At 65.9% G+C, this 15,255-nt stretch carries 15 protein-coding genes; 2 read left to right on the top strand and 13 right to left on the bottom strand.

Annotated features, from left to right (window positions below; translation table 11 throughout):
- Genes NJ1_RS10715 through NJ1_RS10670 form a run of 10 tightly spaced genes read right to left on the bottom strand, consistent with a single transcriptional unit; the run spans position 1 to position 9,070 of the window.
- Positions 1–1,182 carry an MCE family protein gene (locus NJ1_RS10715; RefSeq protein WP_067691183.1) on the bottom strand — a complete coding sequence of 394 codons (1,182 nt, stop codon included), beginning with the start codon at positions 1,180–1,182 and terminating at the stop codon, positions 1–3.
- Positions 1,179–2,303, bottom strand: a complete 1,125-nt coding sequence (locus tag NJ1_RS10710; RefSeq protein WP_067691178.1) for an MCE family protein — start codon at positions 2,301–2,303, stop codon at positions 1,179–1,181. Before NJ1_RS10710 ends, NJ1_RS10715 begins: the two co-directional genes overlap by 4 nt.
- A complete protein-coding gene (locus NJ1_RS10705; protein WP_067691176.1) occupies positions 2,300–3,406 on the bottom strand; it encodes an MCE family protein in 1,107 nt (368 codons plus the stop codon). The genes NJ1_RS10710 and NJ1_RS10705 overlap by 4 nt, the downstream gene beginning before the upstream one ends.
- Positions 3,406–4,425 carry an MCE family protein gene (locus tag NJ1_RS10700; RefSeq protein WP_067691631.1) on the bottom strand — a complete coding sequence of 340 codons (1,020 nt, stop codon included), beginning with the start codon at positions 4,423–4,425 and terminating at the stop codon, positions 3,406–3,408. Before NJ1_RS10700 ends, NJ1_RS10705 begins: the two co-directional genes overlap by 1 nt.
- On the bottom strand, positions 4,422–5,444 hold the full coding sequence (locus NJ1_RS10695; RefSeq protein ID WP_067691173.1) for an MlaD family protein: 1,023 nt from the start codon (positions 5,442–5,444) through the stop codon (positions 4,422–4,424). The genes NJ1_RS10700 and NJ1_RS10695 overlap by 4 nt, the downstream gene beginning before the upstream one ends.
- A 3-nt stretch (positions 5,445–5,447) precedes the next feature.
- Positions 5,448–6,866 carry an MlaD family protein gene (locus tag NJ1_RS10690; RefSeq protein ID WP_067691171.1) on the bottom strand — a complete coding sequence of 473 codons (1,419 nt, stop codon included), beginning with the start codon at positions 6,864–6,866 and terminating at the stop codon, positions 5,448–5,450.
- 9 nt (positions 6,867–6,875) lie between these two features.
- Positions 6,876–7,739: an ABC transporter permease gene (locus NJ1_RS10685; RefSeq protein ID WP_067691169.1), complete on the bottom strand. Its 864-nt coding sequence runs from the start codon at positions 7,737–7,739 to the stop codon at positions 6,876–6,878.
- A 1-nt stretch (position 7,740) separates the two neighbouring features.
- Positions 7,741–8,655 (bottom strand): MlaE family ABC transporter permease, encoded by a 915-nt coding sequence (locus tag NJ1_RS10680; protein WP_067691167.1) that lies wholly within the window; start codon positions 8,653–8,655, stop codon positions 7,741–7,743.
- A 1-nt stretch (position 8,656) separates the two neighbouring features.
- Positions 8,657–8,845: a hypothetical protein gene (locus NJ1_RS10675; RefSeq protein ID WP_067691164.1), complete on the bottom strand. Its 189-nt coding sequence runs from the start codon at positions 8,843–8,845 to the stop codon at positions 8,657–8,659.
- On the bottom strand, positions 8,846–9,070 hold the full coding sequence (locus NJ1_RS10670) for a hypothetical protein (RefSeq protein WP_067691163.1): 225 nt from the start codon (positions 9,068–9,070) through the stop codon (positions 8,846–8,848).
- Positions 9,071–9,247: 177 nt separating this feature from the next.
- On the opposite strand from NJ1_RS10670, the gene NJ1_RS10665 reads away from it, so the two are divergent.
- Positions 9,248–9,874, top strand: a complete 627-nt coding sequence (locus NJ1_RS10665) for an SRPBCC family protein (protein WP_245717325.1) — start codon at positions 9,248–9,250, stop codon at positions 9,872–9,874.
- 32 nt (positions 9,875–9,906) lie between these two features.
- Here the strand turns inward: NJ1_RS10665 and NJ1_RS10660 are convergent, their stop codons facing one another.
- The 3 genes from NJ1_RS10660 to NJ1_RS10650 all read right to left on the bottom strand — a co-directional run bounded on the left by NJ1_RS10660 (position 9,907) and on the right by NJ1_RS10650 (position 13,601).
- A complete protein-coding gene (locus NJ1_RS10660) occupies positions 9,907–11,535 on the bottom strand; it encodes an acyl-CoA synthetase (protein WP_067691158.1) in 1,629 nt (542 codons plus the stop codon).
- Positions 11,536–11,631: 96 nt separating this feature from the next.
- The gene (locus NJ1_RS10655) at positions 11,632–12,528 is read right to left on the bottom strand and encodes an oxygenase MpaB family protein (protein ID WP_067691628.1); all 897 of its coding nucleotides are present in this window, start codon (positions 12,526–12,528) and stop codon (positions 11,632–11,634) included.
- Positions 12,529–12,812: 284 nt separating this feature from the next.
- On the bottom strand, positions 12,813–13,601 hold the full coding sequence (locus NJ1_RS10650; RefSeq protein WP_245717324.1) for an oxygenase MpaB family protein: 789 nt from the start codon (positions 13,599–13,601) through the stop codon (positions 12,813–12,815).
- A gap of 382 nt (positions 13,602–13,983) precedes the next feature.
- Between NJ1_RS10650 and NJ1_RS10645 the strand changes: the two genes are divergently transcribed.
- The gene (locus NJ1_RS10645; RefSeq protein ID WP_067691153.1) at positions 13,984–15,207 is read left to right on the top strand and encodes an oxygenase MpaB family protein; all 1,224 of its coding nucleotides are present in this window, start codon (positions 13,984–13,986) and stop codon (positions 15,205–15,207) included.
- Positions 15,208–15,255 lie beyond the last annotated feature (48 nt).

Genomic DNA, 15,255 nt, shown 5'->3' with positions numbered 1-15,255 from the left:
CTATCGACCGGGTACGGCGGGCTGGGACAGTTCGTTGCCGCTCGCGCCCGGTGGGGCGCTCACGCCGTTGTCCGGGACGTCGGGTCGCGGGGCGTTGGCGGACCCGCGCACCTGCAGCGCGGGATTGTCGGTGACGCAGTAGTTGTACAGGCGCACACGGGTGTCGGCCTGGGTCTGCGTCGGCACGACGGGGATGGTGTCGTACTCACACCACGGACGCGGCCACGGATCGACGAGCGTGTGGTAACTCCCGTCGTGCGCGGGAATGCCGAGCGCCTCGGTGCCGACCCGAAGCGCCGGGAACAAGGCCGCGATCGCGGGCGCGCGCAGTTTGGCGGCCTTGGTGACGGCGACGAAGTTGGTCACCAGATTCGTGATGGGATCCTGTGTCTCACTGACGAATCCGTCGATGGTGGCGAGCTGTCCCGGGGCCGAGGAGAGCAGATGGCGCACCTCCGCGTCGGCGGCGGTCAGCTGTTGGAACAGGGTCGTGCCCGCCGCGGTGAGCGTGCTCAGGTCCGGCTGCGCGTGCGAGGTGGTCTCGCCGATCACGCTGAGGTTCTCGAGCAGCTGCTTCGTCTGGGGGAGCAGGTCGGTCAGCCCGGACATCGCCCGGCTGATGCCGGACACCATGTTGCGCAGGCGATCCGGTCCGCCCGCGAGCGCCTTGTCCAGCTCGTCGACGATCACGGTGAGCCGGTCGGAGTTCATGCCGCCGATGAAGTCGCTGAGGTTCGACAGCACCGACTGGACCTGCACGGGGGTGGCGGTGCGGGCGCGCTCGACCAGCGCGCCGTCCGAAAGGTAAGGGCCGGTGTCGGATTCGGGGCGGAAGTCGAGGTATTGCTCGCCCGCGGCGGAGAGCCGGCCGACCGCGACGGTTCCGTCCGAGGGGATTCGGGCCGAATCGTCGATCTCGGCGACGGCGGCCACTCCGTCTCCGGCGACCCGGACCTCCTGGACGCGGCCCACCCTCGAACCGCGATACGTGACGTCGTTCCCGGCCAGCAGCCCACCGGAGGTGGCCAGCATGACCGTCACCCGATAGGTGTGCGGAATCGGGTCGAACCGCAGCACGCTCGTGCCGATGTATCCGCAGCCGATCAGCAGGACCACGATCAGCCCCAGGTTGGCGATCCCGATGCGATTGCGCAGAACCCATTGCCACAGTGGAGGATTCATCGTCCGCCCTCCTCGGGCGCCGGGGCGGGAACCGCCTGCGGGAGGCTGTCGAGACGTCCGAACACCTTCTCCAGCACCTGGGTGAAACTGCCGATGAACGCGGGCACGTCGTTCAGTTCGGGCCAGCGGCTGCCGCTGGCATCGCTCAGCGCGCCGATGCTCAGATACGAGACCGTCGCCGCGACCGCGAGGGTCGGTCCACGCAGGCTGTCCATGAGCGAGGGGTAGAGCTGATGCAGCCCGTCCAGCGCCGGTGTCAGGTCGGTCGATTGCGCGAAGCCGGACATGAGCTGCTGAATGCTGGTGAACAGGCTCACGAAGTCGTCACCGGTGGTGTCGCTGAAGTCGTGCAGGGCGGCCATGGTGGTGGACACCTTCGTCAGCAGATCCACGATGCGCTGGTTGTTCTCGGTGAACAACCCGATCAGGCCGGGGAAGGTATCGGCGGCCTGGCCGAGTTCGGCTTTGCGGTGGGCGAGTTCGCCGGTCAGAACGTTCAGGCCCGAGAGCACGCCGTCCAGGTCGCCGGTGCGCTTGTTCAGTGCGTCGATGGAGGCGGTCATCTCGGTGATCAGATGCGCCAATTGCGGTCCGCGACCGGCGAACATGGAGTTCATCTCGCTGGTGATGCGCGCGGCCTGATTGATGCCGCCGCCGTTGATCAGCATGGACACCGACATCATCAGTTGCTCGACCGACGCCCCGGTGCCGGTGTGATCGGTGCCGATGGAATCGCCGTCGCGCAGCGGTGCCCCGCCGTCCTGCGTCGTGGGCAGGGTCAGGGCCACGAACATGTCACCGAGCGGGGTCGCCTGGCGCAGTTCGACCGTGGTGCCGCTGGGCAGCGCGATGTCCTGCCGGATCAGCATCGTCACGTCGGCGATGAAGTTGGTGCTGCTGATATCGGTGACGACGCCGATATCGGTGCCGCCGATCTTCACGTGCGCGTGGTCGGGGAGATTGAGCGCGTCCCGGAACGCCGCGTGAATGGTGTAGCCCGGTCCGTCGATTCCGGGTTTGGGCAGCGGAACGCTGTCGAGGGTGACCGCGCAGCCGGTGGTCCCGGCCAGGGTGGCGGCGGTGAACAGCACCGCCGCAGCGGTTTTCGCGCGTCTGTTCATTTCATCTCCGTGATGCCCAGCAGGGCGGCGGTGAGCCCGAAGTCGGGTCCGAAGTCGGCGATCCTGCCGGTGCGGCAGCCGTCCGAGCGCAACTGGATCCGGTCGCAGAACAGGGACAGGGTTTCCCCGTCGAGCACGGACTTGTCCAGCAGCCCGTGCAGGCGCAGCGCCTGATGCTCGCGACTGGTGGCGTTCGAGATGTTCTGGAACAGCAGCGGTCCCACATCGACGATCTCGGTCAGGGACCGCGCATTGGCGCGCATCTGCGCGGTGATGTCGACGAACCGGGAAAGCGCCCCGGACAACTGGTCCCGGTTGTCGCCCACCAGTGCGGCGGTATTGTTCAGGAAGTCGTTGAGCTGGGTCAAGACCGCCTGCAGGCCGGGGGCCTGCTGTCCCATCAGATCCACCAGCTGGGTGAGCGTGCCGCTGAAGTCGCGCACCGTCGCATCGTTGGAGGCGATGATCTGGGTGATGTCGTTCAGTTTGACGATGGTGTTGGCGATCTGGTCCTTGTTCGCCAGGGTCACCTCGAAGGCCGAGGACAGCGCGTCCAGGGTCTGGCGCAGGCGATCGCCGTTGCCGTCCAGTAGGGGGAAGAGCACCCGGCTGGCCATCGGACCGGTGTCGTTGTCGCCTTTCAGCGCCGCGCCGAGTTGGTCGAAGTTGGCCAGGATCCGATCGAGTTCGACCGGAACCCTGGTGCGCGGCAACGGAATATGCGCATCGGGTGCGAGGGTGGGGCCGTCCCCCGTGTAGGCGGGAGTCAGCTCCACGTGGCGATTGGTGATCAGCTGCGGGTTGACCAGGGCGGCGATGGCGTCGGCGGGCACCTTGACCGTGGCGTCGATGCTCATCACCACCTCCACGTAACTGCCACGGGGAGTGACGGATTCGACCGTGCCCACCGGGACGCCGAGCACCGCGACTTCGTTGCCGGCGTACAGGCCCGCGACGCTCTCGAAGTCCGCGCTGACCCGCATCCGTTGGCCCAGATACTGATCCGCCAGCCCGGTGAGGCTGTCGGGCAGCAGCGAGCAGCCCGAGGCCAGTACCGCCGAGAGGCATACGACGGCCACCTTGCCCATGATTCGGTTCTTCATCACTTGCACCCCTGGGTGACCTGCGCGAAGCACAGCCAGTTGTCCGGGAACAACCACGGTGCGTAGACGTTTCCGTACGGTCCGTCGCCGAGCACATTGTTGAACTGGCGCAGGGTGACCGGCATGATCTGGTAGAGCCGATCGAGATTGTCCCGATTCTTCTCCAGCCCCTGGGACATGGTGTTCAGGTTCTCGATGAGCGGGCCGATCTGGTTGTTGTTCTCCAGACCCATGTCCTGCAGCGTCTTGGACAGCGACGCGACATTGTCCAGCAGCGAGCGCAGCAGTTCCTGGCGCTTGTGCACCGCGGTGCCGACCCGCTGTCCCTGCGTCAGTAGCAGCAGCACGCTGTTCTGATTGTCCGAGGCCAGCTGGGAGACCACGTCCAGGCCTTTGAGCAGGCTGTCCACCGAGTCGCGCCGGTCGTTGATCACCTTGGCCAGCGAGCCGATGCTGTCCAGTGCCTGCACCGCCAGCTGGGGCGAGTCGCCCATCTGCTGGTTGACCGTATCGAGTGCCTGGCGCAGCTTCTTCGGGTCGATGCCTTCGATGCGCTCGAACTGGTTCTTGTACTGCGGATCCTGCACGACCTTGCCGAGGTTGTACGGCACCGAGGTGCGATCGATCCGAATCCGATTGCCGGGCAGGCTGTTTCCGCTTCCCGGTGTCAGGTCGATGTGCAGTCTGCCCAGGATGGTGGAGAGCTTGATCCCGGCCTGCGCATCGGCGCCCAGCCGCAGATCGTCGCGGACCTTCATGTCCACCAGGACCTTGCCGTTGTCCAGCTTCACGGCGCTGACCTGGCCGACCTCGATACCGGACACGTCGACCGTGGCACCGGGGCGCAGACCGGCGGCCTGCGCGAATTCGGCGTGAATGGTCTTGTCGCCCAGGCGGGCCTGCTTGATTGCCGTCGAGCCGATCAGCAGCAGCACCACGGCGCCCGAGGCCAGGACCCCGAGCCGCAGATAGTGGTTGGACCAGGCGCTGGCGAGAGCCCGGCGAATCGTTCCGATCATCGGCACACCTCCGACTGAGCATTGCCGCCGACCTGGGAGAACAGGCCGGGCGGGAGCAGTACGCCCCATAGGGACACATCCAGGCGGCACAGATACGCGTTGCCGTAGGCGCCGTAGCTCGAGAAGCGAGCCACCCCGTTGAGCATGTCCGGCAGTTCCACCGCCGCCTTGTCCAGCGACGCGCCGTTGAGCAGCAGCAGTGCCACTCCGGAGGTCGCGTCGTTCTGCGCGGCGGCCAGACCGGGCTTGACCAGGGACACGATCCGCACCAGTGAATCGGTGGCGGTGGCGACCTCGTCGACCGAGCTCTTGAGCGCCTCGCCCTGGGAGTAGAGACCCTGCATCAGGGTCCTGGACTGGGTGATGAGTGTTTCGAGTTCACCGCTGCGATTGGCCAATCCGGAGATCACGCTGCTCAGGTTGGTGAGCACGTCGCCGAGGATCTGGTCGCGGTCACCGAAGGTTCCCGCGAGTTGCGCCGCCTGGGTGATCAGGGCGGCGAGCGATACGCCGTTGCCCTGCAGCGCCTGAACGAGTGTCTCCGAGAGCGAGTTCACCTGATCCGGTTGCAGGACGCTGAACAGCGGCTCGAATCCGGACAGCAGTGCCGACACGTCGAAGGAGGGTTCGGTCCGTTCGATCGGGATCTCCTGGCCCGGGTGCATCGGGACGCCCGGATCCTGGCCCGGCAGCAGCGCCACGTAGCGCTGGCCGATCAGGTTCTGGTACCGCACAAGGGCTTTGGTCGAGGTGGTGGGGTGCTGATCGTTCTCGATGCGGAAATCCACTCGGGCCCGGTAACCGTCGGTGAAGTCGATCTTGTCTACTCGGCCGACCCGGACCCCGGCCATGCGGATGTCGTCGCCGATCCGCAGTCCCAGCACATCGGTGAAGACCGCGGAGTAACTGTCCGTCTTGCCGGGGATCGAGCGGTGCAGTGTGGACCACAGGATGTAGGACACCGTGATCGCGAGGACCGCGAACAGGCTGAATCCGATGGTCGCCCTACCTGACTTCATCTGTCATTCACCACCTTCGGCGGTATCGGAGATCTCGAGGTGACCGCCGGCGAGTACCGGACTCAGGAGCAGCAGCTGCGCCATGGTCGGCTCGCCGCCGACGATGGCCGCCACCGCGTCCCTGCCGCGCAATGCGATGGGCGCGGCGCCGCCGGCCGCCGGGGTGGTGTCCTGGGCGGCGGGGGCGGTGATGCCGGGAATCGCGGGCAGTCCCGGGATCGACGGCAGTCCCGGGACGGCGGGCAGTGCCGGCAGCCCCGGAACGCTGATCGGGCCCGGTGTCACCGGAGCAGGGCCGGCGGCGCCGAGGTGCTGCGGGAGCTGGGCAGCCGGAAACTCCTGTGCCGGAGCGGAATCGGCGACGCTCGCGGTTCCGCACCGCGGACCGGCCTGCGCCCCGTACTGCGGGCAGTCCTTGGCGGTGTACTGCTGGAACGGCGTGAAACTCACATCCATCGTCCACACCATCTGCCGGTGCGGTCCGAAGGTGAACACCGACTGCAGCCGGTGCAGCGCGGTGTTGAGGTTCGAGATCGCGAACGGGATGGCCTGCGGGTCCTTGGCCAGGCTGCCGAACAGGTCGTTGAGGCCCGACACCAGGAACTTGCCCGAGTCGGGGTTGGCGGCGAAGAGCGTGTTGACCGTATCGATCGCGGAACCGCCGTTGGTCAGCAGCGCCACCAGCGAGGCCCGCTGCTCGGTGAGGGTCTTGGCCGTGGTCACCGATTCCGAGAGCACCCCGACCAGCTCGGGTGCGGACTGGCTCAGCGCGGTCGCGGCGCGACCGAGATCGCCCAGCAGCGTGCCCATTTCGGGAAGGCCCCGGATCTGCGTCATCCAGGTGTCGAGCCGTTCGATGGTCGATCCGGGCACCCGGGCCGAGGGATCGAGCGCGGCGGACAGCGTCGCCAGCACGCGCCCCAGTTTCTCGGGCTGGATGTTGTTCAGGACGTTGCGCAACACATTGAGCGTGGTCTGCAACTGCACGGTGGTCGCACCGGTGTCCTCGGCGATCGTGGCCCCGGACCGGAGCGTGTCGGCGGTGGGGCCGTTGTCGACGAGTTCGACGGCGGTCACGCCGAAGATGTTGTTCGGGATCACGCGAGCGGTCACGTTCGCGGGAATCGTCTGTGCGATACCGGGTTTGAGCCACAGCGAGGCGCGCTGGCTCTCGCCCTTGGACACGATGTCCACGGCCTCGACGCGGCCGACGACCATGCCGCGGAACTTGACGTCGGCATTGGTGGGCAGTCCGTCACCGGTGCTGGTCAGGGTGGCCACCACGGGCACCTTGCTCTCGAAGCGGCCGGTATAGCGCATCGAGAGCAGCAACAGCAGCAGGGCGACGGTGGACAGCACCGCTATTCCGGACAGGGTCAATCGGCGGGCGGTGGGTCCGCGGCCACTGGGATCGAGCAGCATGATGGTCGCCTACCCCGAGATCCGGAATCCGGGGTCGATGCCCCAGATCGCAAGTGTCATGAAGAGATTCGTGAAGACCATCACGACGATGACCATCTTGATGGCCCGCCCGGCCGCGACGCCGACGCCCTCCGGGCCACCGGTGGCGGTGTAGCCGTAGTAGCACTGGATGAAGGTGGAGATCAGCACGAAGATGATCACCTTGAGCATCGACCAGAACACGTCCGGGCCCAGCAGGAACTGGAAGAAGTAGTGGTCGTAGGTGCCCGCGGTGGTGCCGCCCAGGAACAGCACCGAGAGCTTCGTCGCCAGGTAGGCGACCGCCAGTCCGACGCTGTACAGCGGGATGATCGTGAGGGTGGCCGCGATCATCCGGGTGGTGACCAGATACGGCAGCGGGCGGATCGCGATCGACTCGAGTGCGTCGATCTCCTCGGAGATGCGCATCGAGCCCAGCTGCGCGGTGAAACGGCATCCGGACTGGATGGCGACCGCCACCGTCGCGATGATCGGTGCGAGTTCGCGCGTGGTGGCGAATCCGGAGATCGCGCCCGTCAGCGGGCTCATGGTGAGCAGGTTCAGCGCGGTGAACGACTCCATTCCGACTGTGACACCGGCGAATCCGCACAGCATGATCACCACGCCGATGGTGCCGCCGCCGACCACCAGCGAGCCGTTGCCCCAGCCGACATCGGCGGTCAGCCGCAGCACCTCCTTGCGATAATGCTTGAGCACGAACGGAACCGCGGCCACGGCCTGGAAGAAGGTGAAGGCCTGGTGCCCGATTCGCTGATTGACGCGGACGGGCCCGGCCATCGCGCCGCTCACCACGCGCATCGGCCGCAGGGCCGGAGGCGTATAGGTGCTGCCCACCTCAGATCACCTTCGTCGGCAGCAGGGTGTTGTACAGCTGGGTGATGATGACGTTCGTGGCGAACAGCATCAGCGCCGAGGTGACCACCGCCGAGTTGACCGCATTGGCCACCCCGCCCGGGCCGCCCTTGGCGTGCAGGCCGATATCGCAGGCGATGATCGCGGTCAGCACTCCGAAGATCGCCGCCTTGACCAGCGCGACGAGCAGATCGTTGGCGACCGCGAAGGAGGAGAACGAGGTGATGAACGAGCCCGGCGTGCCCGATTGGGCGTACACGTTGAAGGTGTAGGCGGTCGCGAACCCGACGAAGACGATGAAGCCGCACAGCAGCATGCTGACCAGGACCGCGGCCGCGATCCGAGGCGCGACCAAGCGCCGGATCGGGTCGACGCCCATGACCATCATCGCGTCGATCTCCTCACGGATCGTGCGCGAGCCCAGATCGGCGGTGATCGCCGAGCCGACCGCTCCGGCGATCATGAGCGAGGTGACCAGTGGCGCGCCCTGGCGGATGACGCCGAGCCCGGCAATCGCGCCGATGAAGGTGGTCGCGCCGACCTGATTCACCAACGCGCCCAACTGAATCGACACCACGACCGCGACCGGAATGGCCACCAGCGCGGTCGGTGCGGCCGAGACGCTGGTCATGAAGGCGCACTGCTTGATGAATTCGCGATAGGGAAACCGTCGCTGCACGAGCGACAGGATCAGCTGCCGCAGTGCCTCGCGGCCCAGGCTCACCTGGCGGCCGAGGGTTTCCAGCGATTGCTGCGGATGGCGGCGCCACAGGCCGCTCACGCTCGTGCTGAAGGTCTCCAGCTCGCTCGGTTCCCGTACGGGCGGGGTGGCCGGCGCTCTTTCCGAAGTGGTGGTCACTGGTGACCGATTCCTTTCCAGTGAAGTGTCGCCTGACATCTCAGGCCAGGTCCTCGAGCCGGTGTTGCAGCAGGACCAGGCCGAATCCGAGCACGGCGACGCCGGCCGCGACCGCGCACAGCACGGACAACCAGAGGCCTACGCGGAGTAGGGGATTGACTTGCGTTCGCCCACCGAGGATCTTGATGCCGATCACCAGGATGTCGATGAGCCAGACCAGCGCCATCATCTAGGTCATGCACACATTCGCGAAGGTGAGCACGGGCCAGCACACGATGGATCCGAGGAACGACACGACGATGTCGATGCCGTGCATATCTTTCAAATGCGAAGTGTGCGTGAGGGTCCAGACGACCCCGATCAGTCCGTAGGGAATGCCGAGAATGATGATCGTGCCGAGGAACTCCGACACCTTCATCTCGTAGCCGAGCAGTCGATCCAACCGTTTGAGCACGGGCGTGGTCCTTTCGCATACCTGCCTGCCGGCACGTCCGCGCTCGCCCTGCCGACGACTGCGTCATTGCCTCACTGGCTGCCGGCCCCGGGGGTAAGTACGAGGAGCCGCAGCAGCATATGTTACTCATAATTCTAAGAATTGGAAGACTGTTTCGGCAGGCAATTGCGAGCATTTATGCTGGAAAAGACGCAAACTGTCGCGACATTGACCCGGTTCGATCCGGGGTTTAAGTTATGTAATATTCACATTGAAGTGATCCGCTCACCGCCGCCGTTCGGGCAGCAGCGAAGATCGACCGGACCCGAGGGGCGTCGAATGCGCACGGTGGATATCGAGTACACGATCGCGGCGCCGATCGAGGATGTGTTCGACTGGCTCACCGACGCGACGAACTACTGGATGGTGCCGACCGTCCGCGAGGTCACTCTGATTCGCCCCGGCGATATCCAGGGGTCCGGCAACGGCGCGGTGCGGGAGGTGCGCGCCTGGCTGCTGTCGCTCACCGAGCATGTGGTGGAGTACCGGCGACCGACGCTGATGCGCTATCGGATCGAGGGTTCGTGCCCGAAACTTCGACACGACGAGGGGTTCATGGAGTTTCGGGCGGTACCCGGTGGCACCCAGGTGCGGTGGTACACCCGGTTCGAAGTCGCCGCTCCGGTCGTTTCCGGGCCGCTCACGCTGTGGATGCAATGGGTGGTGATCGCCGGGTTTCGCATCGTATTACACACGGCCGCAATAGATCTGCGTCGCTTTCCGCTTTCTCGTGCCCCGGGCGGCGCGAGCGAGGCGCGGGCCTGAGCGCGGCGGCTGGAACGCTCGGCCGCCCATGCTCAGGCATCGCTCGGCTCGACCGGGTCCGAGTGCTCGAGGCGGCGGCGCAGGAGTTTGCCGGTGGCGTTGCGCGGCAGCTCGTCCAGGAAGACCACGTCGCGCGGGACCTTGTGGCGGGCCAGGTTCGCCTTGACGTAGTCCTTGATCTCCTGGGGGTCGGGTTCGGCGCCTTCGGCACGAACGATGAACGCGCGCAAGCGTTTACCGAAATCACGGTCCTCGACTCCGACGACCGCGGCCTCGAGCACGTCGGCCCGGCCGACAAGCAGGTTCTCGACCTCCAGGGGAAAGACGTTCTCGCCGCCGGAGACGATCATGTCGTCGTCGCGACCGTCGATGAACAGCCGTCCGTCGGCGTCGAAATGGCCGATATCGCCGCTGGAGAGCAACCCGTCCACGGTCTCCTTGTTTCGGCCGTCGGTGTAGCCGGCGAAGCTCAGACCGCTCGAGACGAAGATCGTGCCCACCACGCCGGGAGCGGTGACGAGAGTGCGGTGTTCGTCGTAGATCGCCACCCGGCACCCGACCGGTGGGCGGCCGACGGTGCCCGGTGCCAGACGCATGTCCTGCGGGGTCGCGACCGCGGCGACGGCCACCTCGGTCGAGGCGTAGAGGTTGTACAGCACGTCGCCGAAGGCCTCGGCGGTGCGGCGGCTCAGATCGGGGGAGATGGAGGATCCGGCGGCGAAGATGACCCGCAGCGAGGAGGTGTCGACGCCGCCGAGAACCTCGGGGCCCAGATCGACGATGCGTTGCAGCATCGTGGGCACCAGAACCAGTGTGGCCGCGCGATGTTCGGCGATGTTCGCCAGCGTCTTGCGCGGGTCGAATCTGCGTTGCTGCAGGACCACCTTGTTGCCCAGGGCCCACCCGAGCATCAGCTGCGACAGACCGGTGCCGTGGAAGGTCGGGGCGGCCACGACCATGGTGTCGTCGCGCGGCAGCGGGATCCGATCGAGGAACTGCGCGGACTGCAGGGGCGAAACCTTGTCGCGCGGTGCGCCTTTGGGCGTACCGGTGGTTCCACTGGTGAGGATGACCATGCCGCCGGCCTGCTCCGGCGCCGGTGGCGCCTCGCCCGAATTCGCGGTGATCAGCTCATCGATGGTCGCGTACCCCAGCGCCCGGGCGCCGGGATCGTCGATCCACGTCAGTATCCGGGGGATCTGGTGCGGGATCTCGCTGAGCAACTCGATGAACTCGCTGTCCAGCAGTATTCCGTCGACGTGCTCGCGCGCGGCCACATCGGCCAGCTGCGGAGCGGCGAAGCCGGTGTTCATCAGCACCGCCCGCGCGCCGAGCCGGCCCGCGGCGAGCAGTGCCAGCACCATTCCCCGATGGTCACGGCACAGTACGGCGAGCACCGACCCCGGCCCGAAGCCCGCACGGGACAGTCCGTGGCCCAGCGCATTCGAGCGTGCGTCGAGTTCGCCGAAGGTCACGGTGCCGAGTTCGTCGACGATCGCCGGTGCGTCGCGATCGCGTCGGGCCGCGTGCGCGAGCACGGTGACGAACGGTCCGTAGACCTCCGCATCGCGCATCGACTGGATGACCTCGCCGGGCCGCCACGGATCGAACATTCCCCGGCGGTGCAGCACCGCTATCGCCGACGCGGTGTCCGCCATCATGCGGCCCACTCGAAGCAGCGAATCCGTCTTCACCGATACCTCCTGGAACGGTCACGCTCCATCGGCAATATGGAGAATGACGCCTCGTGACGTTGTCTAGAGCAGTGCGCGCTGTGTGCGGATTCGGCGACGCACGTCCTTCATCAAGGTCGCGCTGCCGCCCGCCCGCAGGAATCTGGGAAAGAATCGATTGACGAATGCCACGAACACGAACAGGTGCTCGAATCGGCGTTGATCGGCGGCACTCCATTCGACGCCCATCCGCTCGCGGAAATACGGCGGCAGGTAACCGGCGGTCAGAAAACGAAGCAGGCCACCGAAGATCACCCGCAGGTACCAGTGGATCATTCGCAGATGCAGGAGATCGTCGAGGTAGGCGCGCACGTCCTCGTCCACCGCGAGCCGAGCGCACGCGTCGTTCCAGTACTCGTCGAATTCCACGCGGGTGGCCGGCCACATGTCCTCCCGGACCTGCAGTGTGGTGCCCAGGGTCGACGACGATCGATAGAAGGCTTCGGCCTGTTCGGGATTCATCTTCCCGTTGAGCAGCTGGTACGTGTCCTCGAAGCCGATGAACAGGCATGCGGCCACCCACATCTGGACATTGCGGTCGAAGGCGTTGTACTTCACCTTCGCTCCGGGCCGGGACCGTACCTGCCGATGGGCGACGTTCACCGCCTCCCGGTAGATCGCCTTCTCCTCGGGGGTGCCGAGAATGGCGACGGCGAGGTAGGAAGCCGTGGTGCGCAAGCGTTTCCACGGGTGAGCCATGAGCGCTCCGGATTCGACGGTGCTCTCCACGATGCTGCGCCCCACCTCCGGCCTGCCCATCTGCATGGCCACGTTCGCCGCCGCGCCGGAGAACTGCCAGAAATCCAAGGCGTCCTGCAGTCGGGGGAGCCGCTTGGTTTCGCGGTGAATTCCCGGGATCGGGATTCGGGTCTGCGCGAGTGTGAGCCGAGGCGGCCGACCGGGCTCGGGCGCCACCACCATGACCGAGGGGCCGATGGGAGCGGAGGTTTCCTCCACATACGAATCACCCTGTGGGTCGTAGTAATTCGGCTCCCACGGGTGCGACATGGTGGTCATACGAGTCCTATCTCGATCCGTTCCTGCCGGAATGGGAAGTAACATATCAAATCGTAGGCGTGATGTCGGTGTTTTGTCCGGGCAGCTGCGAGTGCAGATTTCTGGCGAGTATCGCCCGCCGGTCGGAGCATCACGGCGCGGTCATCAAGGGGAATAGTCAATAACTTTACGGTTGATGTGCCCCCGGATCACACGAGCGGTTTGCCCAGCTCTCGTCGCCGGCGCATATCGCGCAGGTAGTTCTCGTACGGGTACAGGCGGTGTCGCTCCGGCAGCCGCGCGAGTACACGTCCGAGGGTGCGCATCGCGCCCTCGAAGAGTCGCTGACGGCGCGGACTCCAGGTCAGGCCCAATTCGTCGCGAAAACGCTGGGGGAGAAAGCCTGTGGTGACGAACCGGTGTGCGGGCCCGAAGACCAGCCGGTACCCGCGCGGGTACGGGCCCAGGTCGATGACCTGCTCCAGCAGATACCTCCTGACGTCCGGATCGATGGCCATCGCACGGACCTGTGCGTCCCAGTACTCGGCGAACGCGACGCGATCGGCGGGCCACAGGTCCTGGCCCATCTGCAATGTGGTGCCGAAGCGTGCCGATTGGAGGTACAGGTCGTCCTCGGTCGCCTGGTCGAGGTCGCCGAAGAACGCGACCTGGCAGTCCCGCACGCCCTGATAGATGCATGCCGCCACCCACAGTTGCAGTCGCGGATCGAAGGCGTTGTAGGTGATCTCGGCGTCGGGGGCCGATCGCACGGACCGGTGTGAGACGTTCGTCGCGGCGCGATAGGCCGCCCGGTCGTCCTCGGTGCCGATCATCGCCACGGCCAGGTAGGTCAGCGTGGTTCGCCCTCTCTTGCGCGGATTCCGGTCGTAGCGGCCACTTTTCACCACGCTCTCGACGACGCCGCGTCCGACGGCGGGGTTGCTCAGCTGCATGACGACATTGGCCGCGCCGCCCAGAAGTGCGCCGGTTCCGACCATGTATCGCCGTCGGCGCGCGAGTGCCCCGGGGTCTGCTGCTCGGGCACTCGCCTTCGCTGAGCGGGCGGATCGAATCGGGTGCGTCATCACGGTCCTAACGAGTCAATGAGACGTTTGTTGTTTCATTATCTCATCAGGACGGTGATCGGACAACCGCTCCGGGTGGCGGAGGTCAGCGAGTGGGGCCGCTGCTGCCGGCGGAGCCGAGATCGAGTTGGTTGAGCAGGTTCTGAATGACGATCCAGGGGTTCATCTTCGGGCCTTTCGCTGGAGGGGAATCTTCGCCATCCGGTTGTGATGGCTGTCACGGTGTGCTGTCATGAAGATACGCGGATACAGATACCGTGTCTTTGTATCAAACTCAACGAAGAGGGACCGTAGCATGGATGCCAACCGGCTCAGCAGACGTGACGCAATCAGGGCAGGTGGCGGGTTTCTCGGGGCGATGGGGGTACTGGCGCTCGGCGCTCGGACCGCCCGCGCGGAACCCTGGACATGGTCGCCGGAGAACTCGGTGGTCGGCAGTGGCGGTGGAGCCGATCCGCTCACGCTGTTCGATCCGGAGGCGGATCCGGTGCTGGCCGATGTGATGGACAACTACGACGTGCCCGGCGTCAACAGATTGCTGGCGACGTGGACGCACAACAACCAGCCCCTGCCCGCTGGGCTGCCGAAAGGGTTGGCGGACTTCATCGAATACGCGCGGCAGCTGCCGTCGTGGGCCGATCAGGGCAAGCTCGCGAGTTCGTTCGAGTTCAACAAGAAGCGCGGGCTCTATCTGGGTGTGCTGTACGCCTTCGCCAGCGGAATGATGTCCACGGTCATTCCTCACGAGGCGCGCGCGGTGTACTACTCCCGCGGCGGGTCGCATCTCAAGGATCGCATCGCCAAGACCGCGAAGTTCGGTTACGACATCGGGACCGTGAACGCCTACGGCGACGGCGGCGAGATGATCGTGACCTGTGTCAAGACCCGGATCATCCACGCGGCGGTGCGGCATCTGCTGCCCCAGTCACCGCACTGGCCGAGTGATGTCACGCCGATCAGTCAGGACGACGTGATGGTCACCTGGCACAGTCTGGCCACCACCATCATGCGGACGCTCAACGCCTGGAAGGTGCCGATCCCGGTCGCGGAATCCGAAGGGTACCTGCACAGTTGGCAGCTGGCCGGGCACCTGCTCGGCGTGCGCGACGAGTACATCCCCGCGACCTGGGATCAGGCCGACGCGCAGGCCAGACAGCAGCTGGATCCGATCCTGGCTCCGACCGCGGAGGGAAACGATCTGGCCAACCAGCTGCTCAATCTCGGTGCCAATCTCGATCTTTCGCTGTTGAGCCGCCCGATCCTGGGCGCCTTCACGCGATTCATCATGGGCGAGAACATCGGTAACTGGCTCAATATCCCACGCGAGCCGGTCTGGAGTCCGCTGCTCGAGGTGGCGTGGGGGCCGTTCGTCGCGGTCCGTGAGGGCGTGTTGCAGGTCGCTCCCGTGATCGACGCTCCCTACTGGATGTTCGACGAGTTCCTGCGCCAATTCGCCATGTGGTACCTGGCCGAGCTTCGCCTGCCGGTGAGCATCGAGATTCCGATGACCAACCGCTGAGGCATCCGGACAGGTGATTCGGCGTGATCGCCGGTCGGGGCCGGTGTC

It is taken from the genome of Nocardia jejuensis NBRC 103114, assembly GCF_001613145.1.
GTDB classification, from domain to species: Bacteria; Actinomycetota; Actinomycetes; order Mycobacteriales; family Mycobacteriaceae; genus Nocardia; species Nocardia jejuensis.
This window is presented reverse-complemented; position numbering and strand designations above follow the sequence as displayed.

What these genes read in the sequence shown, in the direction of transcription:
- NJ1_RS10645 (WP_067691153.1), top strand. Translation starts at nt 13,984, where the DNA reads ATGGATGCCAACCGGCTCAGCAGACGTGACGCAATCAGGGCAGGTGGC.
- NJ1_RS10650 (WP_245717324.1), bottom strand. Translation starts at nt 13,601, where the DNA reads ATGGTCGGAACCGGCGCACTTCTGGGCGGCGCGGCCAATGTCGTCATG.
- NJ1_RS10695 (WP_067691173.1), bottom strand. Translation starts at nt 5,444, where the DNA reads ATGAAGTCAGGTAGGGCGACCATCGGATTCAGCCTGTTCGCGGTCCTC.
- NJ1_RS10705 (WP_067691176.1), bottom strand. Translation starts at nt 3,406, where the DNA reads ATGAAGAACCGAATCATGGGCAAGGTGGCCGTCGTATGCCTCTCGGCG.
- NJ1_RS10675 (WP_067691164.1), bottom strand. Translation starts at nt 8,845, where the DNA reads ATGATGGCGCTGGTCTGGCTCATCGACATCCTGGTGATCGGCATCAAG.
- NJ1_RS10700 (WP_067691631.1), bottom strand. Translation starts at nt 4,425, where the DNA reads ATGATCGGAACGATTCGCCGGGCTCTCGCCAGCGCCTGGTCCAACCAC.
- NJ1_RS10690 (WP_067691171.1), bottom strand. Translation starts at nt 6,866, where the DNA reads ATGCTGCTCGATCCCAGTGGCCGCGGACCCACCGCCCGCCGATTGACC.
- NJ1_RS10715 (WP_067691183.1), bottom strand. Translation starts at nt 1,182, where the DNA reads ATGAATCCTCCACTGTGGCAATGGGTTCTGCGCAATCGCATCGGGATC.
- NJ1_RS10710 (WP_067691178.1), bottom strand. Translation starts at nt 2,303, where the DNA reads ATGAACAGACGCGCGAAAACCGCTGCGGCGGTGCTGTTCACCGCCGCC.
- NJ1_RS10660 (WP_067691158.1), bottom strand. Translation starts at nt 11,535, where the DNA reads ATGATGGCGGACACCGCGTCGGCGATAGCGGTGCTGCACCGCCGGGGA.
- NJ1_RS10655 (WP_067691628.1), bottom strand. Translation starts at nt 12,528, where the DNA reads ATGGTGGTGGCGCCCGAGCCCGGTCGGCCGCCTCGGCTCACACTCGCG.
- NJ1_RS10665 (WP_245717325.1), top strand. Translation starts at nt 9,248, where the DNA reads ATGCTGGAAAAGACGCAAACTGTCGCGACATTGACCCGGTTCGATCCG.
- NJ1_RS10680 (WP_067691167.1), bottom strand. Translation starts at nt 8,655, where the DNA reads ATGTCAGGCGACACTTCACTGGAAAGGAATCGGTCACCAGTGACCACC.